The organism is Enterobacter sp. JBIWA005 (assembly GCF_019968805.1).
GTDB lineage: Bacteria > Pseudomonadota > Gammaproteobacteria > Enterobacterales > Enterobacteriaceae > Enterobacter > Enterobacter vonholyi.
The window spans coordinates 2,849,535-2,872,365 of sequence record NZ_CP074159.1; the positions used below are offsets into that span (position 1 = coordinate 2,849,535).

Here is a 22,831-nt window from a genome sequence, read left to right on the forward strand (position 1 = left end):
TGAGCGGAGCACTACAACCTAAAGCGAGCGCAAGGGTACGCGCGCGCGGGTTAATCTCCCCGGCAGGAAGCGAGGAGGATTAATGGCGATTGAAGAAGCATTCATCATGCAGCGTGCACGACAGCTTTACTGGCAGGGCTACCCGCCAGCAGAGATCGCACGCCTGATGGGGATCAACCAGAACACGGTTTACTCATGGAAAAAGCGAGATGAATGGGACGCCACACCGCCGATCCAGCGCGTGACAACATCCATTGATGCCAGGCTAATTCAGCTCACTGGCAAAGACAAAAAGACCGGCGGTGATTTCAAAGAGATTGACCTGCTCACCCGTCAGCTGAAAAAGCTGGATAACGGCACAGCAGCCACCCAGCCGAAGAAAAAGATCCGCAAAAAGCAAAACTATTTCTCAGAGTCGCAGATTGCCGCGCTGCGGGAGAACATTCTCGGCTCTCTGCACTGGCACCAGAAAGGGTGGTATGACAATCACCACTGGCGCAACCGCATGATCCTGAAAAGCCGTCAGGTTGGCGCGACGTGGTATTTCGCACGTGAAGCTCTGGTGCGCGCCCTGTCTGAGGATGTGAAATATAAGCATCAGCGCAACCAAATCTTTTTATCGGCAAGCCGCCGCCAGGCGTACCAGTTTCGTAGTTTCATTCGCTCGGCCGCCGAAGAAGTTGACGTGGAGCTTAAGGGCGGCGACATGATCCAGCTGTTCAACGGCGCCGAGCTGCATTTTCTTGGCACGTCAGCGGCTACCGCTCAGTCATACACGGGCAACCTGTATTTCGACGAATTCTTTTGGGTAGGCCAGTTTGCCAACCTGAAAAAAGTCGCGGGCGCCATGGCAACGCTAAAAGGCCTAACGCGTACCTATTTCTCCACCCCTTCAGCCGAAAGCCATGAGGCTTATCCATTCTGGACAGGTGAAGCATTTAACAAAGGTCGCAGCCATGGCAAGCGCATTGAGTTTGATACATCCTGGAAAACACTTAACAGCGGCCTGATGTGCCCGGACAAGATCTGGAGGCAGATTGTCACGTTGCAGGATGCTATCGACCATGGATGGGATCTGACTGATATCGACGAAATCAGGGAAGAGAACAGCCCGGAGGAATACGACAACCTGTACGGATGCCAGTTCATCAAAAGCGGTGAAAGCGCCTTTGACTATAACAGGCTACTGGCATGCGGCGCTGATGGTTATGACGACTGGCCCGACTGGCGGCCATATGCGGCCCGCCCCATGGCTGATCGTCCCGTCTGGATTGGCTACGACCCGAACGGCGCCAGCGGCAATGGGGACAGTGGAGCCATATCCGTTAACGCTGTGCCGATGGTGCCCGGCGGCAAGTTCCGCACGATTGAGACACTAAGCATACGAGGGATGGAGTTCGAAGAGCAGGCCAATCTCATTATCGGCATGCTCACCCGGTACAACGTGCAGCACATTGGGATCGATGGCACCGGTATTGGTGAAGCGGTTTATCAGCTGGTTAAAAAGCATTTCCCGGCAGCGGTTTGTTACCAGTTCTCACCGTCCAGCAAGCGAATGCTCGTGCTGAAGATGCAACAGCTGATTCGTGGCGGGCGCTGGGAGTTTGATCGTGGTGAGCTTGACCTGGTTGGTGCATTCAACTCTGTCCGCAAGATCGTTACCCCTGGAGGCGTTGTCACTTACGACACGGACCGCTCTCGCGGCGTCAGTCATGGCGATCTCGCATGGGCGACGATGCTTGCCACCATTAACGAACCGCTGGGACAAGAAGGCGGCAGCAGTATGACAGTTACGGAGTATTAACCTTGAGCAAACAAAGACCCACACGCGGCAGGAAGTATGCCAGGGAGCAGGCAGATCTCGCCGCCTCACTGAAAGCATCACCGGAGCTGAACTCATTCACCTTCGACGGCCCATGGCCGGTGAGTGGTGCCAGCGACCTGCTTGATAACATGTATTGCGCAGACAACGGGCGATACTACGAAACCCCTATTGACTGGTATGGCCTCGCCCGTCAGTTTGGCTATGCGAGCTGGCACCAGTCGGCGCTTTATTTCAAGCGCAATGTCCTTGCCGGATGCTTTATCCCGCACAAACTTCTTTCCCGCCAGGTGTTCTCCGCCTTCGCGCTGGACTGGTTTGTCTTCGGGAATGGCTATCTTGAGATGCGAAAAAACCGGCTTGGTGGTTCCTTTGGCTTTCGTCACTCGCTGGCAAAATACACACGCCGTGGTTCTGACCTGGACACTTACTGGTTTATTCAGGCCGGGCTACAGGATCACATGTTTTCAACGGGCTCGGTATGCCACGTTCTCAGCCCGGATATTCACCAGGAAATATACGGCATGCCTGAGTATTTCGCTGGCCTGCTGTCTGCAAACCTGGCCCATTCTGCTGACAAGTTCAGAAAGCTCTACTACGACAACGGCTCACACGCTGGCTGCATCGTCTACGTTAACAGCGCGATGGCCGACCAGGAGAGCCTTGATAAGCTCAAAAAGACGCTGACGGATACCCGGCGCGGCGGTGCGTTTAAGAACATCCTTCTGCACGCACCTAACGGCGGCAAAGACTCAGTGCAAATACTGCCATTCAGCCAGATATCGGCTAAGGATGAGTTTGTGGGGGTAAAGTCTTCCACCCGCGATGACATGCTGGCAGCGCACCGGGTGCCGCCGCAACTGATGGGCGCCATTCCGGAAGGGAACGGTTCATTCGGTGATATTGAGAAAGCCGCCCGCGTGTTCGCCGTCAACGAGCTGACACCCTGCATGGAGGCCATGAAGCATGTTAACGACTGGCTGGGTGAGGAAGTGATTCGCTTCAACCCTTACGCTTTGCTTGAACCCACGAAGTGATCTCCTGGCCGCATCGTCATTTCTGGCGGTGCGGTACCACCCGCAGCACCATCATTTCCGGCCATATAGGCCACTCACGAAACACAAATAAATCACTCCCCCTACCAGACGCAGCATGCGAGCTTCTGGCGCGACTTCTCTCGCGCTGCCGCTTCGCTCAACCATCAACATGAGCGCCCAGCAGGCGGCGAGTGGCGAAGGATATGCCCCCCCCTGCCTGACCCCCTTTGCGCGCGCTTGCTCCCCCGCCTCGCCTGCGCGCTAAACCGGCCTCTTTTTGTGCACTTTGTGCAGTCAGTCAAAGCCTCGCCAATTCTGGCCTGAAGGGTCAGTAACTACTTTTCTGAAATTGTGCATAATTGTGCAAATTTGCTCAAACCATTACTATGGCATCTCAACGATATTTATTGGAGATTTTTGAAGTGTCCGACTGGAAGAGCAATCCTATTATAACTGCTTTTATTGCGGGTTCAGCCGTTTTGACCACAACTCTATTCATCGTATTTACTTATGTAATCCCTGTGTATCAGAAAGAAGATCATAATAAAATCATCGATCTTCAAAAGAATATTGAAAACAAAGAATTATTAATAAATGAGCTAACAAATAAAAACAATTCCTCTGTAGAAAAGAAAGATAATGAAATAACAATTCTAAATAATTTCAAAAATAGTGAAATAAAAAAAATCCAAAGTGAACGAGATAGTGCCGTCGAAAAACTTGACAACATGCAAAAATTTTTGAGCTTTTCAAAATTAAGTAACCTATATCAAAAAGGTGCATTATTACCCATTGGTTATGATGGAATTAGCATTGGTGATGATCGAGAGTCTCTAATTAAATACTACGGCACCCCCAGGGCAATCACTGATGAAGATTATGGCTATATTTCTGTTAAATATGGTTATGGTGGCATTGATCATATTGTGTATTACTTTTCCTCAAGAAGTAAAAACCCAAAAGACAAAATATCTCACATCGTTGTTTTTAAAGAAAATACTTTAACTCTTGATAAGGAAAAGAGGAAGTTTTTAGAAAACCTATCTCTTAAAGATTTTTTAATTAACAATTTCGGGAGCATCACTCCATGCCAAGAGAGATTTTATATATGGGATCTCACTCCAAAAGATGTCGTTATTTATTACGACGACAAAAACAATGACACCTATGAAATATACGGAACTAAAAGCTACCCAAGCCTTTTCAATGAAGATTGTATTAATGAACACTTAAAGGCAAAGATTAAAAATTGAAAATATAATCACCTTTTAGTAAAGACTAATCCTAGGGGAATTTTTAAAGGGTATTGGGATTGTTATTTATGATCACTCGCACTCTTCAAACGAGTGATCATATCCCAAACAGCCATGTATTCGGTCGTTAATTTATTTTTATCACCTGCTCGCCATACTCTTACCTCCTGCAATCGTCCTTTATTTATAGCGAGCAGCCTTATCCCTTGACGAACTCGCGCACCGCAAGCAATCGACCGCACAACGTCATCAGTGACGAAAATTCTGCAGCTACGCAGCTGCGCGCCAATGCTGGCGATGGTTTCTTGGCTAACTGCATTTTGTTTCTCCGCAACTCTTTGCTGTACCAGCCGCAGCGCCGCTTCGGCTTTTTTCTGCTGGTATTCCGCAACTGCGGCGGCATAGTTTTCCGCGCGCCGCTCACTCTCGGTTCTTAGCTGTTCGCGCCAACGCTGTTCTGCCTCTTCCGGTGTCAGGCTCAGATCTTGCGCAGCTGCCACTTTTGGCCCCCACGTCAACGCAGTTTCATCATCAACAGACGTGCGCAAGCCGCGCGCGGTACGTTCGAAGGCCTGATCTGAGCTTTCGCGGCCAAAGTTTTTCAGTCTGCTGGTGATTTCCTGCCGCTGCTGGCGTGAATATCGGCGCAAGTCTTCGATATTCAGCAGAAGTTCTGTCATTTGACTGTCCGGGTGATCAAAACCGGCATGCATCGCCGGTTTTGACGGTGTGGTACCAGCTGGCACCGCCGCTTTTAACGGTGGTTTTTCGTCCGTTCCGGAGCACCCCGTACAGTTATTGACAGAACTCCGAGGGGCCGCTGCGCGGCCTTCTAAGGTCAAAATCTCGACCGACGACGGCTTACGCTTCGGCACAATCTTGTAATCGGTGGTACGGGTGAAAATGACTGATTCGCTGCCCGTATAAGGGCAATAAACGCCAGTAATTTTGGCGACCGTGTCACCATAATCATTGCCGTTTTCGGTGAATTCATAGTTAAGCCGAACGCGCAGGCAATCGCGCGCGACAAATGGCCCGCCCTGAGCGTTGGTATATCCCGGCCAGTCTGGCGCATCGGCTGCGGCGCGTGCCGCTTCCAGCTCCGGATGCAATACCAGCTCACGGTCACCTAACCGGCGCAGCTCCCGCCAGGTGGTCACCGGCGCGCCGCCAATCTGCTGAAACTGGCGGATATTCCATCGTGAAGCCCAGGCACGCACGCGCTTTGCCATATCCCTTACTGGCTGGCCTGACTCAAGATCAAGCTCACCATCCATGCCGTATCCATCGATATTTTTGGAAATGTATTTGGCGATGTAGCCCGTCGCCGAGCCAAATTGCTCGTCGATTGGCTTAACGGTAAAGCGGTGCTCCTGTGCCCCCGGCTCCTGCCCGTCTTCTCTCATGGCATGCTTACGGAAAATGGCTGTTGCATACTCCACCTCCTCAGGACGGAGGAAGAGCAGCAGGTGCCAGTGAGGGGTTCCATCGTGGTGTGGCTCTGCAACACGAAAACCAAACGTGCGGATACCTTCACGACTCCATTTGGCTCTGACGCGCGCCCAGACTTTGCAAAGGTATTTTTGCGTCTGTCGCGGGCTGGTGTGCTGGTACTTATCGTTTCGTCTGCCTGACTGGACATGCGTTGAGTGGTAACGCGACGGCGCTGTCAGCGTGTAGAACATGCCAACCAGCCCCATTTCATTCGCCATATCCTCAAACCCGCGCATGCGCACCATCAGCTCATGCCGCGCGATCTTCGGGTTGGAAACACTACCCATCACCTTATCCAGTAATGAGCTGCGCTCGCCGGTGTCCTGGTCTTCCAGGTCCATCGCCTGAAGGAATTCGAAGTTCGCTTTTTTCTGCGCCACCCATTCCCTGAAGCAGGGATCAGAGCAATATGGTGAAGCCACTTTGCTGACGTAGCCGGTCGCGATCATTAGATGTTCGCGCCAGCAGTCATGGATGCGGCGGATTTTGTTAAGCCACCATTTTTCGGAATGAAGTCTGCCAGCGGCACGCAGCGCCTCGTCGGCGTCCAGTTCTTCGTCGCAATAACGCGCCCATCCGGGGATCGCGATATTGAGCGTCGCCGCTTTGCTCGCTATAGCCCCGTACGCGTAAATCGACGAAAACTCGAGATCGGATGTTTGCTCATACTGAAAATCAAACTCGCGCATAAACTCGCTTTTCATCAAGTTCGCAAGCTTATACGCCAGTCTTTTCAGACGCTTTTTGTCCGCCCACGGCAGCAGGTGAAATTCATCACGCAGCGGAAGAAGAAGCGCCGGGAGCGTACTTTGTGGGAGGTATTGCGCGTTAACCGCATCAACACGGCGTAAGACATGACGCTCAAACGTACCGAACAGCCAACGCACGACGTCTTTTGGTTTGCTGCGTTCGAGGTTTTCAAGGTGCTGCGAGAAGCGCTTACGGATAAACGCCGGGAGCGTTTGCACCCGGCGGCGGAGGTAGTTAGCGCGGCCTTTTCGATCAAATGCCTCACGCGCATCGCCCTCGCGCGGGCGCAATGGTGCGCGGTAGACCGTATCAACCAGATCACCATAAGCGAGCGCCCTGCGCTCGCCTTTCGGTGTCAGATACTCAATGGCTGAACTTTCGGTTTTATGGGGGTTGATGGCCTGCCGTTTGGTATTCCATTCCCATGCTAAGGCGGTGAGATCTGACATACACCACCTAAACCGTCACTGTGTCACCGGGCTGAACCTGGCGAGCATCTTTTTCGGTATCACGGATAATGGTCGTACGGCTGTACCTGCCCCAACTCAATACCTCCACCTCAACGATCCAGAAATGGCGGTATGGGCGAACGTCGAGCACGCGAGTGATCACTGCATCAACTGTGTTCATCGGGTGGCGACCTCCCGAATCTCTTCGATTGAGTCAAGCAGCAATCGACGGCGGGTATGTTCGGCAAAGTGACGTTTGCCGGTGTCTTTCCGGTAGCACTCTGTTTTGCCGACTACCCACATGGATTCCGTCTGGTGCAGCTTCTTGCGCTGCGGGCCGTCTTTGGTTATAACGATGCCCGTATGAGTCTTTTTAATGGTCATCAGAAAGGCTCCTGCGTTTCACAGCCCTTGGCAGGGTCAAAGCCTAAAAACATCTCGCCGTAAGTCGCATTCCCCACTACCGGCCCACAATCCGGACAGCAACCACCGCCAGCACGCTCGCAGCCATCACACACGCGAAGAACGCCAATAACCTCGCCAGCCATATCGCGGCTTTTGGCGCTCACAGAGCGGCGGACACTCAGGGAGTGAAGGTTGAAGGCGGAATAAATTTCGCGGGTATCAGGCGTGTCGCTGTTTGAGATGATCGAGCGGGTGGCGTACTGACGGTTAACAGCCACAAGAGCCGCTACCAGAGCGCGATGATCATCTAGGGTAAAGGGTTTGCCGTATGCGGTGAAATTGGCGGTGTCGCTCGCAGGGATATAGGGTGGGTCACAATAAATCACCGCGTCATGCGCGAGTTGCATAACGTCAGGGATAGATTGGCGGAAATCACTATGGATAAAGACCGCTTTTGTGTCGCTGGCCTTTTCGGCGAATAAGCGCATTTCCGCTTCAGGAAAGTAAGGTTCGGCATACTTACCGAATGAAACGTTGAATTCACCCTTCTGGTTAACGCGATACAGACCGTTATAGCCATGGCGATTCAGATACAGGAAATACGCGGCATAAAGCATTGCTGCGTCCGGATCGGAGTCAGCCTGGCGGGCCAGTGAATTGAACTCTGTGCGCCGTCTGTAGTATTCCTCCGCACTGTTTCCGCCTTTGAAAGCCCAGCGGCAGGCGGCAATAGCGTCTTCTTTGCGGCCGGTTAATTGTCGGAAAAAATTAATCAGCGCGATATTGCTGTCGCAGAGAACGTAGCGGCGGTAATCCGTGTTCATAAACACAGTTCCACTGCCCACAAACGGCTCAATCAGACAATCCGCTTTCGGCAAACGCTTAAGCAGCTGCGGCATAACGCGGGTTTTTCCTCCCACCCATTTAATTGGCGATCTGATCATTTGCGAAACTCCTGGTTGTAGGTTTCATGGGTCATGAGTCGCCACTGAGCGCCGCCGTTCTTGCTAAGCAAGCGCCAGCGGCGGCCAATACGGATCACGAGATAGGCGTGCGGCTTGATGCGGGTGAAGTTGCGCTGACCACGTGAAAAACATTTCAGGGCGGCAATCGCCCTGGTGCATACAGGCAATGGCGCGCTGCAAACGACTGAAAGACGCGGATGCATGGCTGGCCTCACAGGGATTCAAAGTGAGGACTGGTCAGACGCTGCCAGACCTCGCAAACCTGCTCTGCCCGATATACGGCATCGGTCAGCATGTAGGTTGCCGTCGAGCGGCGCGGGTGTGGTGTATATCCGGTGATACCGGCGATGTGGATTAACGTTGAGAGATGCCGAATTTCAAAAGGAGGCAGAAGCTGCTCTGAGATGCCATAACGAGAGAGAGCATGAGCCAGCGTAGCCACATCAGCTGAATTGGCCGCAGACCAGCAATAGAGGTTTTCGTGTTTTGATGCGGTGGTGTTAATAAACTGGCAGGCTAACCGTATAGCGCTTACCTCGCTACATGCCGCACTGATAACCTCAGCACGCTGCGCGTTGTCCCCCTTCATGAGCTGCAAAACAGCTTCAGGATAAATAGCCCCTATCGTCCTGATATTTATAGCGCGATAGAATTGCGGGCCAATCTTCCCCGTTGATGGCTCGAAGAATACGCACTCAATAGCAAAGATCGGCGAGTCTGGCGCTTTCCCCAGCGCGCGAATATCTAACATGAAGTTATTCATTGTTTGTTACCCTCGTTAATGGTTAATTCGCGGCTTGCGATCCACCGCTCGACTGATGAATAAATCTCTTCTGGTGTGGCGCTTTCCTTTTTCAGCTGGCCGACAAAAATACGAAGCAACCCCAAAAGGTGGGCGCGTTCGTGTTTTCGTGCGTTGGTGCTTATCTCTACAAACTCCGGATCACTTATTTCGCCATCCAGCTTTATTGACTTAACCGACATGCAACCTCCTGAAAAAGGCAAAACGAATCCCCGGCAAAATAAATGCCGTTAATTTAAGCCTGCTTAATTAGTGGTTAGGGCGAGGTTTTCTTTTAACCTGTTTAAACAACCTTTCGTGCCAGTAATAAAGAAAATCAATAAAGGTCATTCGCGCACGCTCGTGATTACCTCGGATTGTTTTCTCTAGCCCGTAAATAATCAGATCAATAGATGGGCTATCTGGCGAAACGATAATGCGATTTCCGTTTTTCAAAATTACGGTAAAACCCTGCTCCGCATTTTCTACCGCCTCGCGGATCAGCATTTCCCGTTCCCACGATGTTTTCTCTTCAGTAAACATGTAAGCCCCTTTTCTTATTACAAGAGTTTTTTAAATGCTCTTGCCAGAGTAGCCAGCACACCTTTATTTATCTTTTTTGTATAAATAAAAGGTTTGCTCATACCCTTAACAAAACGAACCTTATTAGGTTCCGGCTTAAAGAAACGCCCGTCCGGGCATTCAATCCAGCCCCGCGTATTACGGTAGTGCGTTATCTGACAACCATTTTTCAGGAGGCTTGCGAGTGAAGGGATCTCTTCGTTCATATCGTATACCTGTTAAAGTTGCCCGCGTGCTTTGCGCTCTACCTCTTCCCGACGCGCTTTAAATTCTGATAAGGCTTTTTCTCTTTTCTGCCTTACTTTCTTACAGTGCAATCTGATTAGAAACTGAATAATGCTCAATACCACGATTGAGAAAAATAAAAGCCCAACAATCATTTCAAGCTTCATTCCTTCCCCCACTTCTTAGTTTATCAATTGTCTGCATTGCCTCTGCTAGTGCAAAGTCTCTGCCGAAATAGTTACCGTCATTTAAAACGCTATACGCTCTCTGCATAGTTCGTGATCTTCTTGGACACATATGAATCGTGAATCCGCGATAAACATAACTATGCCGACTAAGTTGAATGAGCTGATGCATGGCTTTCCTGTTAACTGTTTGCGATAGCATCCTTGAGCATGGCTATCATATTCACTTCCACCTTGCCCCCCGTTAACTCTTTAGGTCTGATAATTATTCTCCCATCACGAACCATTAGCCGACATGTTTCGAATGGAATCCCGGTTATTCTGGAATACTCCTTCAGAGATATATAAGGAGCTGCAACATTCATATTGATGGTTACGCCCGTCATTTTTACCTCGGTGTCCGATGTTAATTACCAGAATGCTGTTGCGGCTCAGATTTCATGGATTCAAGGCCACGCAAAAAGACGATGCGTACCATGTTTGATGCTGAACGGCACTCAGCCTCTGCCATGGTCTCGATCTCTGAGCGTTCTTCAGGGGACAAACGCAGTGGCAAAGAACCGCCAGCTACGCTGTTTTTGGGCGTACGTGCCCGCTGTGTGTTTTGTACTTGTGTCATAGTGGTATATTGTGATCTGCTAAGTGTCTGTGGAAAACATTATGAGATCTATAGATCTCTTTTGTCAAGGTGGTAAATGTGAGCTTTACATCTCATTGCGTCATTAGATTGAAATCAGAAAGGAAGCGTTTAGCCCTAAGTCAGGCTGAGGCAGCGGCTCTGTGCGGTGTTTCGCGTGAAACATGGGGAAAATACGAGAGAGGCTCAATAGTGCCCGGAGGAGATGTTTTACTCTCATTTGCAATGAATGGGGCTAACGTCCAGTTCATTTTGACGGGGCAAGAGTCAGGAGGAGTTGCACTAACAAGGGACGAGCATGAGCTAATTAATCATTTCAGAAACGCTCCATTAGCTATCAAAGCTGCTGTATTTGCAGCCTTAACAGCTGGCAACTCAGTTTCAAACTCAGTCAACGTGTCAGGAAGTGGCAACCGTGTTGCTGGCAGGGATTACAACGAAAACAATAAATAGGGAAGTAGTATGGAAGTGAATTCCTCAGGAGATCTAAACCGGACAGCTGGACGCGACTTCACAGAAAACCGCGTTCAAATACATAAATTTGATGGTCGTCACACCATCAACATTGCGATCCCCTCAGATGCTCATGACGAGCGGCCGCTCGTCAAAGCGCAAAGAAAAGAACTGAATGCCCTTGTTGCAGAAGTGTCAGAAACCTCTAATTCTGAAGCGTATGAAGTTTGGCAAAAAGTGCACGCAGAGATTGGTGTGTCAAGCATAGAGGAAATGACCGTCAATCAGTACCAGACGGCACTTAGCTACTTGCAGGCGATGGTTGAGCGATGTAAAGAAAAAGATGCCAGCAAAGCTTTAGTCAGTCTCCTTCTTCGTAATAGTGAAGATAGCGAGCTACGACAAAAGTTGATTCATTACTGCCACGTCAACTTTGGCACTGGGCGTTTAAATGATCTCACTCGTAATCAACTTCAAATGGCTCTTTTATGGCTTGATCAACAAAACAACTCAGTTCTCCCTATATCTAAATCTAGCGGAGAAGAAGTTTCCCGACTCGGTTTTGTTGCATTACTTCAAAGATACCCTAAGGAAATCGGACTTACGTTCCTAGTTGGGTTCATTTTAGGCGCTCTTATTTTTTAAGGACAGGATCATGAGTGAAGAAAAAAGGCCTGAACAGTTAAAACGCTTATTGTTCTCACGACTAGAAAAGGTAACTCCTGAGCTGTTCGCTGAGTTTTTGGATGCAAAGGTCGGCAAGGACATCAAGTGCCTTAGTTGCGGTAGTCTCGATATTGGCATTCCTCAAGCTCAAGTGATGACTGCTGGACCAGAAGGTGCCTCCAACGAAGCATACGTCAGCTTTGTGCAAATCGAATCGTTTGAACCACAGTACTCTTTGCTAAATTATGAATACCGATTGATTTGTAAAAATTGCGGGTTTACCAGTCATTACGCGGTTTATCCAGTGTTAAACTGGATAGAGCAAGAAAAAGGAAGCTTCTGATGGCTAACAATGCAGAATCTAGCAACATCTTGAACCTCAAGGATTTTCCACGTGATAAATGGAAAAAAGGAGGCTCAGACGGCAACGATGGGGGTAATGGTATGGACGATCTGAAGAGACGCGTAGAGCGAACTGAAGAAAACATCACTCAGATAAAAATCGACCTAGCCAAGCTCAATGCGCGTGCTGAAGAATTTTCAACAAAAAGTGATGTTCTGGCACTCAAGACGGAGCTGAAAACAGAAATAGCCAGCCTACGGAACGAACAAAAAACCGAAACCGCATCTCTGAAGTCAGAATTACAAAAAGAGCTTATTTCAGTGCATAAAGAGATAGCAAATCAGACTAAATGGATTGCGGCGACCATGATTGGTACAACCGGTATCGCCTTGGCCATTGCCAAATACTTATTCAGTTAATATGACGGTTCGAAAACTTCCCTCTGGCAAATGACTTTGCCAATGTTTCCCCTATGGGCGCGATGGAAAGCGCATTCGCAAACAGTTCGCCACCAAAGGCGAGGCGCTTTCATTTGAGCGTCGCACTATGAATAGTGCCTCAAGCCAGGCGATAGGCGACAATGCTTTAACGCTAGCGGCATTCGTTGAACGCTGGTACGAAATGCATGGCAAAACGCTCTCTTCTGGCGATGAGCGAAAAGTGAAGCTATTGGCTATCTGTGAGCGCCTCGGTAACCCTCTCGCCTCCCACTTCGATAAAAATACGTTCGCCGTATACCGCGAACGACGATTAAGCGGGGAGTGGAATCAGAAAGGCAAGAAGAAGCTAAGTGAAGCGACAGTAAATCGCGAGCAGTCATACCTGCATGCTGTATTCTCGGAAATGAAACGGCTGGGTGAGTGGGAGGGAGATAACCCGCTTTCAGGTATCAGGCAGTTTAAGGAAGGAGATCAGGAGCTGGCTTTTCTTTACGAGGGGGAGATTGCTCGTCTACTTGAAGCATGTGACCAGTCAGCAAACAAAGATTTGGGAATTATCGTGCGTATTTGCCTGGCCACTGGTGCACGCTGGAGTGAAGCGCAGGATTTAAAACAATCTCAAATTCTTCCCGGACGTCTGACCTTTACACAGACCAAAAGCAAAAAGAACCGAACAGTACCCATTTCGCCGCAGTTACAAGAAATGCTTCCCAAAAAACGCGGTTCACTTTTCTCCCCTGCATATGAGGCTTTCAAATCAGCACTTACACGGGCTGGGATAGAGCTGCCTAAAGGTCAGCGCACCCATGTGCTCAGACATACCTTTGCCAGCCACTTTATGATGCGAGGAGGAAACATTCTGGTATTACAGCAAATTCTCGGGCACAGCACGATCATGATGACTATGAGATACGCTCACTTCGCTCCAAATCATCTTGATGCAGCCGTTGCACTCAACCCCTTTGATAATCGTGCAGAGTAAATTTAAAGGTGTGCTGCCATGCTGCTGCCATTTTGCTGCCACTGCCCCATATTGAAGACATAAAAAAACCACCTTTCGGTGGTTTATACGACACTGCTTATCATTGATTTTATTCTACTTTTCCCATGGTAGCCGGAGTGGGACTTGAACCCACACAGCGCGAACGCCGAGGGATTTTAAATCCCTTGTGTCTACCGATTCCACCATCCGGCCAGGGAAGAAAGTGGAGGCGCGTTCCGGAGTCGAACCGGACTAGACGGATTTGCAATCCGCTACATAACCGCTTTGCTAACGCGCCGTAAAACTTTTCAAACTGACACCCGCTATTGCGCATGTCTTTAATCTGGAGCGGGAAACGAGACTCGAACTCGCGACCCCGACCTTGGCAAGGTCGTGCTCTACCAACTGAGCTATTCCCGCATGTCATCAAGTAAATGTCTAACTACTTGATTTCATTATCGTCCGGCTGACTGTGCCGCCGTTCGATGCGTTGCATTCTACTGATATGACGTTATGAGTCAACGTTATTTTTTGCATCCCCGGATCGTTTGCTGAAAATTACGGCGAAACGATCACTGATCAAGCAAATCCCCTCGGGCAGCGTTCAAATATTGCAGCATTGACCACAGCGTCAGCACTGCCGCTACCCACAGCAGGACAATTCCCGCCCACTCAACCCAGGCGTTCGGACGCCAGAGCATCCAGACCAGCGCCGCCATCTGCGCCGTCGTTTTCACTTTACCAATCCACGAGACCGCCACGCTGCTGCGTTTTCCCAGTTCCGCCATCCACTCGCGAAGCGCAGAGATAATAATCTCACGGCCAATCATGGTTGCCGCAGGCAGCGTCACCCACCAGGTATGATAGTGCTCGGCCACCAGCACCATGGCAATCGCGACCATCACTTTATCCGCCACCGGATCGAGGAAGGCGCCGAAACGGGTGCTTTGATTCCAGCGGCGCGCCAGATAGCCATCAAACCAGTCTGTTACCGCTGCGATAAGGAAGATCAATGCGCACGCAAAGGGTGCCCAGACAACCGGCAGGTAAAACGCCAGCACAAAGAACGGGATGAGTACAACACGAAAAAGAGTGAGCAACGTAGGGATATTATATTGCATAGTGACGGTAACTATTTGTTGTCAGTAAAATTTAGCTCTATGTTGCTACAGAGCCCTCAATGTTTCAACGAGTAGTAGATCTTTTCTGCCAGCCCTTGCGAAATACCCGGCACTTTTGCAATTTCCTCCATGCTGGCGTTGAGTAATCCTTGCAATCCGCCCATATATTTCAGCAGCATCTGGCGACGTTTTGGCCCCACGCCTTCAATCGTTTCCAGGCTACTGGTATTTTTCACCTTCGCCCGTTTTTTGCGGTGACCGCTGATGGCATGATCGTGTGATTCATCGCGAATATGCTGGATGACGTGAAGCGCCGGCGAATCCGGCGGCAGGCTGAAGCCCTCACCTTCCGGCTCGAAGAACAGTGTCTCCAGCCCGGCCTTACGATCGGCCCCTTTTGCGACACCCAGCAGCAGCGGATGTTTTTTATCCCAGCTGACATCAAGCGATTCAAATACCGCTTTCGCCTGGCCGAGCTGCCCTTTCCCACCGTCAATCAGGATCACATCCGGGATTTTGCTCTCCTCAATGGCTTTACCATAGCGACGACGCAGCACCTGATTCATCGCCGCATAGTCATCGCCCGGCGTGATGCCTGTGATGTTATAGCGACGATACTCGGCGCGCAGCGGGCCGTTAGCATCGAACACCACGCAGGAGGCCACCGTCTGTTCCCCCATCGTATGGCTGATGTCGAAACACTCCATCCGTTTCACTTCCGGCAGCTTCAGCAGCGTTGCCAGGGCCGTTAAACGCTGGTGCACCGTCGACTGCTGCGACAGCTTAGTGGTGAGCGCCGTCGCCGCGTTGGTGCGTGCCAGCTTCAGATAACGCGCACGATCGCCGCGCGGTTTGGTTTGTACATTGACCCGACGCCCCGCCAGCTCAGAGAGCGACTCGCCCAGCAGGGTTTTATCGTCAAGATTAAAATCGAGCAGGATCTCAGAAGGCAGCGTGCGCATCTGGCTCCCCTGCAGATAGAACTGGCCGACAAAGGTTTCCACCACTTCACCCAGTTCGGTACCGCCAGGCACTTTCGGAAAATAGCTGCGGCTGCCGAGCACTTTGCCCTGGCGAATAAACAGCACGTGCACGCAGGCCATCCCGGCGTCAAAGGCTACGCCGATAACGTCGAGATCGTCACCGGTATTCGAGACAAACTGTTTCTCAGTGACTCTGCGCACCGCCTGGATTTGGTCGCGGATCCGTGCGGCCTCTTCGAACTCGAGTGCGGCACTGGCTTTTTCCATCCGCGCGATAAGCTGCGTTAAGACCTGATCGTCTTTACCGGCCAGGAACAGGCGCACATACTCCACCTGCTGAGCATACTCCTCTTCACTCACCAGCCCGGCTACACACGGCCCCAGGCAGCGACCAATCTGGTACTGAAGGCACGGGCGCGAGCGGTTACGGTAAACGCTGTTTTCACACTGGCGGATTGGGAAGATTTTTTGCAGCAGCGCCAGCGTTTCACGCACGGCATAGCCGTTAGGGAACGGCCCGAAATATTCACCCTTTGCATGTTTCGCACCGCGGTGCATGGCGAGGCGCGGATGGGTGTCGCTGCTCAGAAAAATAAACGGGTAGGATTTATCATCACGCAACAGGACGTTATAGCGCGGCTGGTAGAGCTTAATATAGTTGTGCTCTAACAGCAGCGCTTCTGTCTCCGTGTGCGTGACGGTGACATCAATATTCTGAATGAGTGAGACCAGCGCTTCAGTCTTACGGGAGGCCAGGTTGCTGCGAAAATAGCTGGAGAGACGTTTTTTAAGATCTTTTGCCTTCCCCACGTAGATAACCGTACCGCCAGCGTCATACATGCGATAGACGCCAGGCTGGCTGGTTACGGTTTTCAGAAATGTTTTTGAATCGAACACATCACTCACTGACTTAACAACGTCTCCGCATTACACAAACCATGCCGGATGGCCAGATGCGTCAGTTCCACATCACCATGAATGTTCAGTTTACTGAACATACGGTAACGATAGCTGTTGACCGTTTTCGGGCTGAGATTCAGCTGTTCCGAGATCTCATTCACCTTCTGACCTTTAGTGATCATCAGCATAATCTGCAATTCACGCTCGGACAAACTGGCAAACGGTGATTCGGTTTTCTCGGGCTCGATCTGGCTCAGGGCCATCTGCTGTGCGATGTCGGAAGCAATGTAACGCTGTCCTGCATACACGGAACGGATCGCATTGACGACTTCCTGCGGCGCCGCTCCTTTGCTCAGATAGCCCGCTGCGCCCGCCTGCATCACTTTCGCGGGCAGTGGGTTTTCGGTATGCACGGTCAGCATGATGACTTTTGTATCAACAAAAGTACGCGCGATTTTGCGTGTTGCTTCAAGACCACCGATACCGGGCATGTTCATATCCATCAGTACCACATCTGCCGAGTTTGTGCGGCACCATTTTACCGCATCTTCGCCACAGCACGCCTCACCGGCAACTTTAATACCTTTAATATCTTCAAGAATGCGTCGTATCCCTGCGCGCACCAGTTCGTGGTCATCAACAAGAAGGACGTTGATCAAAGGAAATGTCTCCAGAATAGGGATAACGCTACTGAGTGATAATTTGGTTTATATTAACGGTTTTCCTCACAAGATTAAAACGTTAAAAAACCGGCTATTCGATTTTGCTCTCGTTTTTGGAAATTAGGCTGTACAGTCCGTGGAAAGAGAGACCATGCAGTCAGGGCTTTTGCAGCTTTTTTTAAGCATCTGTATTCAAAAAGTTACAAAAAACTAGCAGGCTTTTTCTGCAAAAAAACAGATCTCAAATTTTTGTAACAATAATTAACGGCAAGCGAACCGGGCATAAACAATTAATAGCCTTTAACGGCTGTTAAGTTTACCGGTACGTTCTGTTTACGCAATTAAACATCCACGTAAAAGTACAAAAAACAACCACTGCATTTTTTGCTTCAGCTTGTGGTATACTCCGCCGCCTTGACTTTCGTCGTCGCGCTTTAGCGCCGTTTAATAATGAGGAAAATAAATGAGCACACCTGAATTTGCCACTGCGGAGAATAACCAGGAACTGGCACAGGAAGTAAACTGCCTGAAAGCATTGCTAACGTTGATGCTGCAGGCGATGGGCCAGGCTGATGCCGGTCGTGTGATCATTAAAATGGAAAAACAAATCGCGGAGATGGAAGACCAGGCTGAATCTGCGGTATTTGCTAACACCGTTAAGCAAATCAAACAAGCCTATCGCCAGTAACAAAAAACGGCTGGATGCAGTGCATTCAGCCGTTCCCTCGTCTGTCACGCAGAACGTATTATCCTGTCAGATCAGCCCCGTTGCCGCTGCGTAACACGCAATCTGGGTTTTGTTAGGCGCATTGAATTTCTTCTGCATATTTTTCTGATGGAAGTTAACGGTATTCTCTGAGATAGAGAGAATGATCGCTATTTCCGCTGACGTCTTCCCTTCCGCAGTCCATTTCAGAATTTCGCGCTCGCGTTTACTGAATTTCATTTCTGGCGGCATGACCATCTCATCTTCAAAACGCGTCAGAGAGGTTAAAGCCATTTGCACCAGCATTTGCAACCGCAGTTCTATTTCCTCACGGGCAAATGGCCCTTCCTTAAGACTCGTACGAGATACTGACAGGAAGCCGAGCGCGTGGTTAGGCAGCATCAGACACTGCGTTATTCCCGCGCGTAAACCGTGGTCCTGGGCGCTATGCCATAATTCCTGCGCCTCGGCAAATAATGCGTCTGTCCAGGGTAGATGACCCTGGATGAAATTTTCCGCTTTTAAAACCGGATCGATAGCGAAATAGTTCGCGGAATGATATTGCGCCATCCACGGCTTTGGATAAGTAGTCTGCAAAGAGATTTTAGGGCGCGTAAAGGGTACGGGATGCCGCACGCAGAGCGCGTAATAATCGAATTCCAGCGCCTGAGTTTGCCGCTCTAGCTCCTGATATACCTCATCGGTACTCGTCAATTGCTGAAACCGGAGTGAGCAGTCCCGTCGCCAGTTGAAAAAGTCTGAATCCTTCATACTTACTAAATGAAGCCTCTGAAAAGATAATCATTATTATGGTGAATATAAACTAACACATAAAACTTTTTTCTAACTGCAAAATATCGGCAATAGCCCAATTAACTTTAGTATTCATAAGGTTTATCCGAGCTGGGCGGAATAAAAAATCAAAGGACGGCGCCCGTAGGGAGAATAATTTGCTCCAGCCTAAATTTCTGGAGCAAATTAGTGCATAAATGCTACTGCATAAGGAATTTTTCAAGGAACTGACGGGTTCGCGGCTGTTGAGGATTGGCGAACAGACTTTTCGCCGGCCCCTGCTCAACAATCCGTCCCTGATCCATGAAGATGGCTCTGTCAGCAACATCGCGTGCAAAGCTCATTTCATGCGTTACGATCACCATCGTCCTTTTTTCCTGCGCCAGCTGGCGAATGGTGTTCAGCACTTCACCCACCAGTTCAGGATCGAGCGCAGAGGTCGGTTCATCAAACAGGATCACGTCAGGACGCATCGCCAGCGCGCGCGCTATCGCCACGCGCTGCTGTTGGCCGCCCGACAGACGGCGCGGATAGCTGGTCTCTTTCCCCGCCAGCCCGACTTTGGCGAGCAGTTCGCGCGCGCGCGCCGTCGCCTCCTCTTTTGGCTCACCTTTAACGATAACCGGCCCTTCGATAATGTTCTCCAGCACCGTACGGTGCGGGAAGAGATTAAAGTTCTGGAAAACGAAACCGACATGCTGGCGCAGGCGGCGAATTAAACCTTTCTGCTGGCTGATTGATTTCCCTGTATCAATCGTTATCTCGCCTACCCGGATGGTGCCGCCTTCCGGCTGTTCAAGCAGGTTAATGCTGCGCAGCAGCGTCGTTTTTCCCGAACCGCTCGGTCCGATAATCGCCACCACTTCCCCCTGCTCTACTTCCAGATCGATCCCGTGGAGCACCGTTTGACCGTGGAATTTTTTCACCAGGTTTTTGACGTCGATAGCACTCATTTTGGATCACGCTCCTGGCGGTTAAGCTGGTTTTCGAAGTAGTTTTGCAGAGCAGACAGTACCGTCGCCATCACCCAGTAAATTAGCGAGGCGGCCAGATACATGGTAAAGACTTCAAGCGTGCGCGAAGTAATAAGCTGTGCCTGACGGAAAAGTTCCGGAACCTGAATCGTTGCTGCCAGGGAAGTATCTTTCACCAGGCTAATAAAGCTGTTGCTGAGCGGCGGTAGCGCCACGCGCGCCGCCTGAGGCAGAATGGCCCGGCGCAGCGTCTGCCATGGCGTCATCCCGATACTGGCCGCCGCTTCCCACTGCCCTTTGTCAATGGAGGAGATGGCCGCACGCAGGGTTTCAGAGGTGTACGCCGCGGTATTGAGAGACAGACCAATCATCGCTGCCGGAATCGGATCCAGCTCGATACCAAACTGCGGCAAGCCGTAGTAGATCATAAAGAGCTGGGCGATGAGCGGCGTACCGCGAAACACGGAGATATAAAAACGCGCCAGCCAGCGCACCGGCAGGATGGGCGACATGCGCATTAAGGCCAGCACAAATCCCAGAACCAGCCCAAAGAACATCCCGCCGATACTGAGCTGTAACGTAAATACCGCACCTTTCAGCAGATACGGCAGAGAATCAATAACCAGTTGAATACTTTCTTGCATTATTATTTTTCGACCTGACTTTTAGACATGAGGATGGTAGGCAAACAGCGCAGGCGCCCCGCCGGTATGGACAAATAAAATCGGCCCTTCATCCTTAAAGCGTTTCTGTGCAATGCCGTCAATCAGTCCGGCCATCGCTTTGCCGGTATAGACCGGATCGAGCAGTATCCCCTCGAGGCGCGCCAGCAGCTTCACCGCTTCCATGCCCTCTTCGTTAGGCGTACCGTAACCCGGCGCAAAATAGTCGTCCCAGAGCAAAATATCGGCCTTGGCCTTCACCTCCAGCTGCGCGGCTACCGCCTGCTGTAAAGTGACCACTTTCGGCTTTTGATCCGCGACGCTGCGGGACACCGTCACCCCAATAAGCTCGACGTCCGGCAGCAGTTGTTCGAGCCCCACCGCCAGCCCGGCATGCGTGCCCGCGCTTCCGGACGCGACAACCACAGAGGAGAGGCTCACTGCGCCCTCGCACTGCTGCGCAATTTCCAGCGCACTTTCCACATACCCCAGCGCGCCCAGCGCGTTCGAACCGCCGACGGGGATAACGTAGGGGCGGAACCCCTGCGCTTCCAGACGCGTCGCCAGCTCGTCGAGCTGGGCGGCCGGATCGGTCAACGCATCCACCATTTCTACCTGCACATTAAACAGATCCAGCAGCAGACGGTTACCGTTGGTGAGATAGTTTTCTGCCCGCGTGCCAATCGGGTTTTCCAGCAATGCCACGCAGTGGAGCCCAAGCTTTGCCGCCACGGCCGCCGTCTGGCGAACGTGGTTGGACTGGATGGCCCCGGCAGTAATGAGCGTATCCGCGCCTTCGCGCAGGGCGTCAGCAGCCAGAAACTCCAGCTTGCGCAGCTTGTTGCCCCCCATCGCCATCGGCGTCACGTCATCACGCTTAATAAAAATATCGCGCCCTAAATAATCAGAAAATCGCGGCAGGTACTCCAGCGGCGTCGGCGCGCCGATGAACTCCAGGCGGGGAAAGCGCGTTAAATTCTGTAGTGACATGGGTTCTCCGGTAACTCTGACAAAATGTGATATTTTTCATTATGCACGCAGACGCGAAAGAAATAAAAAAGGCGCTTTTAAAAGCGCCTTTTTTTACGGCAGAAACTTATTTCGTGACGTCTGCACCGAACCACTTCTCGGAGAGCGCTTTCAGGCTGCCGTCTTTTTGCATGTCAGCAATCGCGGAATCAATCGCTTTGACCAGGTCTTCGTTACCTTTACGAACGGCAACGCCTGATTCCTGACGAGAGAACGCATCACCCGCTACCGCCAGGGTATTGTTGGTTTTCTTCACCAGATCCAGCGCGGCCAGGCGGTCAACCAGAATGGCGTCGATACGGCCCACGCGCAGATCCTGGTATTTCGTCGGGTCATCATCATAGGTGCGGATATCAACGCCCTGCACGTTCTGGCGCAGCCACTCTTCATAGTTAGTACCCAGACCAACACCGACTTTCTTCCCTTTCAGGTCCGCGGCAGTTTTAATTCCGCCTTCGTTGCCTTTCTTCACCAGCGCCTGAATACCGGACACGGTGTACGGCGTAGAGAAGTCATATTTCTTCTTACGCTCGTCAGAAATGGTCACCTGATTAATCACCACATCAATACGTTTGGAATCCAGCGACGCCAGCATACCGTCCCACTTGGTCGGTTTCAGGGACGCTTTCACGCCGAGGTGCTTCGCCAGCTCTTCAGCAAACTCCACTTCAAAACCGGTCAGCTTACCGTCATCGCCCTGGAAGCTGAACGGAGGATAGGTTCCTTCCAGCCCGACCAGCAGCGTACCGCGCTCTTTTACTTTATTCAGCAGGTTTTCTGCGGCGAACGTTTTCACGCTCATGCCCGCAACCAGCGCAACGGCCATAACACCCATCAGCGCCTGACGACCCAGAAGTGCAAATTTCATAAATACCCCGATATAGTGGAATTTTTACGTAGTGTAGAGAAATCGCCTGCAACGTCAAAGGCGACTGCGCTACATCTTATTCTTTTTTAATATATATCAGAAGTTGTTCCGGCGTGGGCTTTCTGCTTTATGGCACCCGGCATTTGTACCTTGTATTGCGCATACTTGCGCAGCGCAATTCGGTAGTTGTTGGTGCTGGTCGCAGGCAGCCACGGCTCCAGATTTTCATCCAGATAACCGGTTTTCAGCAGATCGCGAGAAATATTGTTTACGGTCAGATGTTGCCCAAGGCGGCGCAGGCGAACGACATATTCGCGAACGGTGCCGTGGCTCATCTCCGTTTGTTCAAACAGGAACTGTTTGAAGCCGATAATATCGAAGAAGTCGCTTTGCTCTTTGCAGTGGAGATCCCCACAGAAACGGCAAAGCGCCACCCACTCTTTTTGCTCTTCGAGCCATGCTGCTTCGTCCATCAACGTGTCGAGACGCGAAATCGCAATCTTATTGACGATTTCGCCCCGGCGAACCAGCGTGATACGATCGAGTAACTTGTTACAGTGGGCGCAATGCGTCTGGCTGTGTTTAAAGTCTTTCAGGTAGCGGCTTAAAGGCCGTCTTTTAGATTGCTGCACCGTCATGATAACTCCTGGTTGTCAATACGTTGT

29 protein-coding genes, 3 tRNA genes and 1 pseudogene are annotated in these 22,831 nt (G+C 50.9%); 9 read left to right on the forward strand and 24 right to left on the reverse strand.

The features are described from left to right. The first annotated feature begins 82 nt into the window (after positions 1-82). The 3 genes from KGP22_RS13515 (at position 83) to KGP22_RS13525 (ending at position 4,112) form a co-directional block, all read left to right on the forward strand. Complete coding sequence (locus KGP22_RS13515) at positions 83-1,804, forward strand: terminase family protein (RefSeq protein WP_223579508.1); 1,722 nt, start codon at positions 83-85, stop codon at positions 1,802-1,804. Positions 1,805-1,806: 2 nt separating this feature from the next. Next, on the forward strand, positions 1,807-2,859 hold the full coding sequence (locus tag KGP22_RS13520) for a phage portal protein (protein WP_000043651.1): 1,053 nt from the start codon (positions 1,807-1,809) through the stop codon (positions 2,857-2,859). Positions 2,860-3,281: 422 nt separating this feature from the next. Further along, entirely contained in the window at positions 3,282-4,112 is an 831-nt protein-coding gene (locus tag KGP22_RS13525) for a hypothetical protein (RefSeq protein ID WP_223579511.1), read from the forward strand. Positions 4,113-4,174: 62 nt separating this feature from the next. Here the strand turns inward: KGP22_RS13525 and KGP22_RS13530 are convergent, their stop codons facing one another. The 12 genes from KGP22_RS13530 to KGP22_RS13585 all read right to left on the reverse strand — a co-directional run bounded on the left by KGP22_RS13530 (position 4,175) and on the right by KGP22_RS13585 (position 10,334). After that, positions 4,175-6,805, reverse strand: coding sequence for a replication endonuclease (locus tag KGP22_RS13530; protein WP_223579514.1), 2,631 nt, complete (start codon positions 6,803-6,805; stop codon positions 4,175-4,177). 7 nt (positions 6,806-6,812) lie between these two features. Further along, positions 6,813-6,986 (reverse strand): hypothetical protein, encoded by a 174-nt coding sequence (locus KGP22_RS13535; protein WP_001098742.1) that lies wholly within the window; start codon positions 6,984-6,986, stop codon positions 6,813-6,815. After that, positions 6,983-7,189: a hypothetical protein gene (locus tag KGP22_RS13540; protein WP_000152897.1), complete on the reverse strand. Its 207-nt coding sequence runs from the start codon at positions 7,187-7,189 to the stop codon at positions 6,983-6,985. Before KGP22_RS13540 ends, KGP22_RS13535 begins: the two co-directional genes overlap by 4 nt. Next, positions 7,189-8,154: a Dam family site-specific DNA-(adenine-N6)-methyltransferase gene (locus KGP22_RS13545; RefSeq protein ID WP_223579517.1), complete on the reverse strand. Its 966-nt coding sequence runs from the start codon at positions 8,152-8,154 to the stop codon at positions 7,189-7,191. Before KGP22_RS13545 ends, KGP22_RS13540 begins: the two co-directional genes overlap by 1 nt. After that, on the reverse strand, positions 8,151-8,378 hold the full coding sequence (locus KGP22_RS13550) for a hypothetical protein (RefSeq protein WP_008500358.1): 228 nt from the start codon (positions 8,376-8,378) through the stop codon (positions 8,151-8,153). Before KGP22_RS13550 ends, KGP22_RS13545 begins: the two co-directional genes overlap by 4 nt. 8 nt (positions 8,379-8,386) lie before the next feature. Further along, positions 8,387-8,938 carry a 3'-5' exonuclease gene (locus KGP22_RS13555; RefSeq protein ID WP_008500357.1) on the reverse strand — a complete coding sequence of 184 codons (552 nt, stop codon included), beginning with the start codon at positions 8,936-8,938 and terminating at the stop codon, positions 8,387-8,389. Then, positions 8,935-9,159: a hypothetical protein gene (locus tag KGP22_RS13560; protein WP_008500356.1), complete on the reverse strand. Its 225-nt coding sequence runs from the start codon at positions 9,157-9,159 to the stop codon at positions 8,935-8,937. Before KGP22_RS13560 ends, KGP22_RS13555 begins: the two co-directional genes overlap by 4 nt. A gap of 67 nt (positions 9,160-9,226) precedes the next feature. Continuing rightward, positions 9,227-9,499: a hypothetical protein gene (locus KGP22_RS13565; protein ID WP_008500355.1), complete on the reverse strand. Its 273-nt coding sequence runs from the start codon at positions 9,497-9,499 to the stop codon at positions 9,227-9,229. A gap of 17 nt (positions 9,500-9,516) precedes the next feature. Then, positions 9,517-9,744 carry a phage filamentation protein Fil family protein gene (locus tag KGP22_RS13570; protein ID WP_223579519.1) on the reverse strand — a complete coding sequence of 76 codons (228 nt, stop codon included), beginning with the start codon at positions 9,742-9,744 and terminating at the stop codon, positions 9,517-9,519. 12 nt (positions 9,745-9,756) lie between these two features. Then, a complete protein-coding gene (locus KGP22_RS13575) occupies positions 9,757-9,930 on the reverse strand; it encodes a hypothetical protein (RefSeq protein ID WP_223579524.1) in 174 nt (57 codons plus the stop codon). Beyond that, positions 9,920-10,150, reverse strand: coding sequence for a DUF4761 family protein (locus tag KGP22_RS13580; protein WP_223579526.1), 231 nt, complete (start codon positions 10,148-10,150; stop codon positions 9,920-9,922). Before KGP22_RS13580 ends, KGP22_RS13575 begins: the two co-directional genes overlap by 11 nt. Beyond that, entirely contained in the window at positions 10,131-10,334 is a 204-nt protein-coding gene (locus KGP22_RS13585) for a hypothetical protein (RefSeq protein ID WP_008500353.1), read from the reverse strand. Before KGP22_RS13585 ends, KGP22_RS13580 begins: the two co-directional genes overlap by 20 nt. A gap of 311 nt (positions 10,335-10,645) precedes the next feature. Between KGP22_RS13585 and KGP22_RS13590 the strand changes: the two genes are divergently transcribed. The 5 genes and pseudogenes from KGP22_RS13590 (at position 10,646) to KGP22_RS13610 (ending at position 13,469) form a co-directional block, all read left to right on the forward strand. Further along, a complete protein-coding gene (locus KGP22_RS13590) occupies positions 10,646-11,038 on the forward strand; it encodes a helix-turn-helix domain-containing protein (protein ID WP_071530941.1) in 393 nt (130 codons plus the stop codon). Positions 11,039-11,047: 9 nt separating this feature from the next. After that, complete coding sequence (locus KGP22_RS13595; RefSeq protein ID WP_223579528.1) at positions 11,048-11,683, forward strand: hypothetical protein; 636 nt, start codon at positions 11,048-11,050, stop codon at positions 11,681-11,683. Positions 11,684-11,693: 10 nt separating this feature from the next. Next, a complete protein-coding gene (locus KGP22_RS13600; protein ID WP_008500351.1) occupies positions 11,694-12,047 on the forward strand; it encodes a hypothetical protein in 354 nt (117 codons plus the stop codon). Continuing rightward, entirely contained in the window at positions 12,047-12,466 is a 420-nt protein-coding gene (locus KGP22_RS13605) for a hypothetical protein (protein WP_008500350.1), read from the forward strand. Before KGP22_RS13600 ends, KGP22_RS13605 begins: the two co-directional genes overlap by 1 nt. Before the next feature lies 1 nt (position 12,467). Then, positions 12,468-13,469 (forward strand): annotated as a pseudogene (locus KGP22_RS13610) (tyrosine-type recombinase/integrase). Between the two features lie 126 nt (positions 13,470-13,595). On the opposite strand, the gene KGP22_RS13615 reads toward KGP22_RS13610, so the two are convergent. The 6 genes from KGP22_RS13615 to uvrY all read right to left on the reverse strand — a co-directional run bounded on the left by KGP22_RS13615 (position 13,596) and on the right by uvrY (position 17,132). Further along, positions 13,596-13,682 (reverse strand) — tRNA-Leu (locus KGP22_RS13615). Positions 13,683-13,693: 11 nt separating this feature from the next. Next, positions 13,694-13,767 (reverse strand) — tRNA-Cys (locus KGP22_RS13620). A 46-nt stretch (positions 13,768-13,813) separates the two neighbouring features. Next, a tRNA-Gly gene (locus tag KGP22_RS13625) sits at positions 13,814-13,889 on the reverse strand. Between the two features lie 152 nt (positions 13,890-14,041). Continuing rightward, on the reverse strand, positions 14,042-14,590 hold the full coding sequence (pgsA, locus tag KGP22_RS13630) for a CDP-diacylglycerol--glycerol-3-phosphate 3-phosphatidyltransferase (protein WP_149366561.1): 549 nt from the start codon (positions 14,588-14,590) through the stop codon (positions 14,042-14,044). Positions 14,591-14,646: 56 nt separating this feature from the next. Beyond that, positions 14,647-16,479 carry an excinuclease ABC subunit UvrC gene (gene uvrC / locus KGP22_RS13635; RefSeq protein ID WP_223579530.1) on the reverse strand — a complete coding sequence of 611 codons (1,833 nt, stop codon included), beginning with the start codon at positions 16,477-16,479 and terminating at the stop codon, positions 14,647-14,649. Further along, the gene (gene uvrY, locus KGP22_RS13640; RefSeq protein ID WP_111964857.1) at positions 16,476-17,132 is read right to left on the reverse strand and encodes a UvrY/SirA/GacA family response regulator transcription factor; all 657 of its coding nucleotides are present in this window, start codon (positions 17,130-17,132) and stop codon (positions 16,476-16,478) included. The genes uvrC and uvrY overlap by 4 nt, the downstream gene beginning before the upstream one ends. A gap of 466 nt (positions 17,133-17,598) precedes the next feature. Between uvrY and KGP22_RS13645 the strand changes: the two genes are divergently transcribed. Beyond that, on the forward strand, positions 17,599-17,823 hold the full coding sequence (locus KGP22_RS13645; RefSeq protein WP_008500345.1) for a DUF2594 family protein: 225 nt from the start codon (positions 17,599-17,601) through the stop codon (positions 17,821-17,823). 66 nt (positions 17,824-17,889) lie between these two features. On the opposite strand, the gene sdiA is transcribed toward KGP22_RS13645, so the two are convergent. The 6 genes from sdiA to fliZ form a co-directional block, all read right to left on the reverse strand. Beyond that, the gene (sdiA, locus tag KGP22_RS13650) at positions 17,890-18,612 is read right to left on the reverse strand and encodes a transcriptional regulator SdiA (RefSeq protein WP_127731506.1); all 723 of its coding nucleotides are present in this window, start codon (positions 18,610-18,612) and stop codon (positions 17,890-17,892) included. A 221-nt stretch (positions 18,613-18,833) separates the two neighbouring features. Then, on the reverse strand, positions 18,834-19,586 hold the full coding sequence (tcyN, locus tag KGP22_RS13655; protein WP_008500343.1) for an L-cystine ABC transporter ATP-binding protein TcyN: 753 nt from the start codon (positions 19,584-19,586) through the stop codon (positions 18,834-18,836). Continuing rightward, on the reverse strand, positions 19,583-20,251 hold the full coding sequence (gene tcyL / locus KGP22_RS13660; protein WP_014884380.1) for a cystine ABC transporter permease: 669 nt from the start codon (positions 20,249-20,251) through the stop codon (positions 19,583-19,585). The genes tcyN and tcyL overlap by 4 nt, the downstream gene beginning before the upstream one ends. A gap of 21 nt (positions 20,252-20,272) precedes the next feature. Beyond that, a complete protein-coding gene (dcyD, locus tag KGP22_RS13665) occupies positions 20,273-21,259 on the reverse strand; it encodes a D-cysteine desulfhydrase (protein WP_223579532.1) in 987 nt (328 codons plus the stop codon). Positions 21,260-21,365: 106 nt separating this feature from the next. Further along, entirely contained in the window at positions 21,366-22,166 is an 801-nt protein-coding gene (tcyJ, locus tag KGP22_RS13670) for a cystine ABC transporter substrate-binding protein (protein ID WP_023336163.1), read from the reverse strand. Positions 22,167-22,252: 86 nt separating this feature from the next. Next, on the reverse strand, positions 22,253-22,804 hold the full coding sequence (gene fliZ / locus KGP22_RS13675) for a flagella biosynthesis regulatory protein FliZ (protein WP_008500339.1): 552 nt from the start codon (positions 22,802-22,804) through the stop codon (positions 22,253-22,255). Positions 22,805-22,831 lie beyond the last annotated feature (27 nt).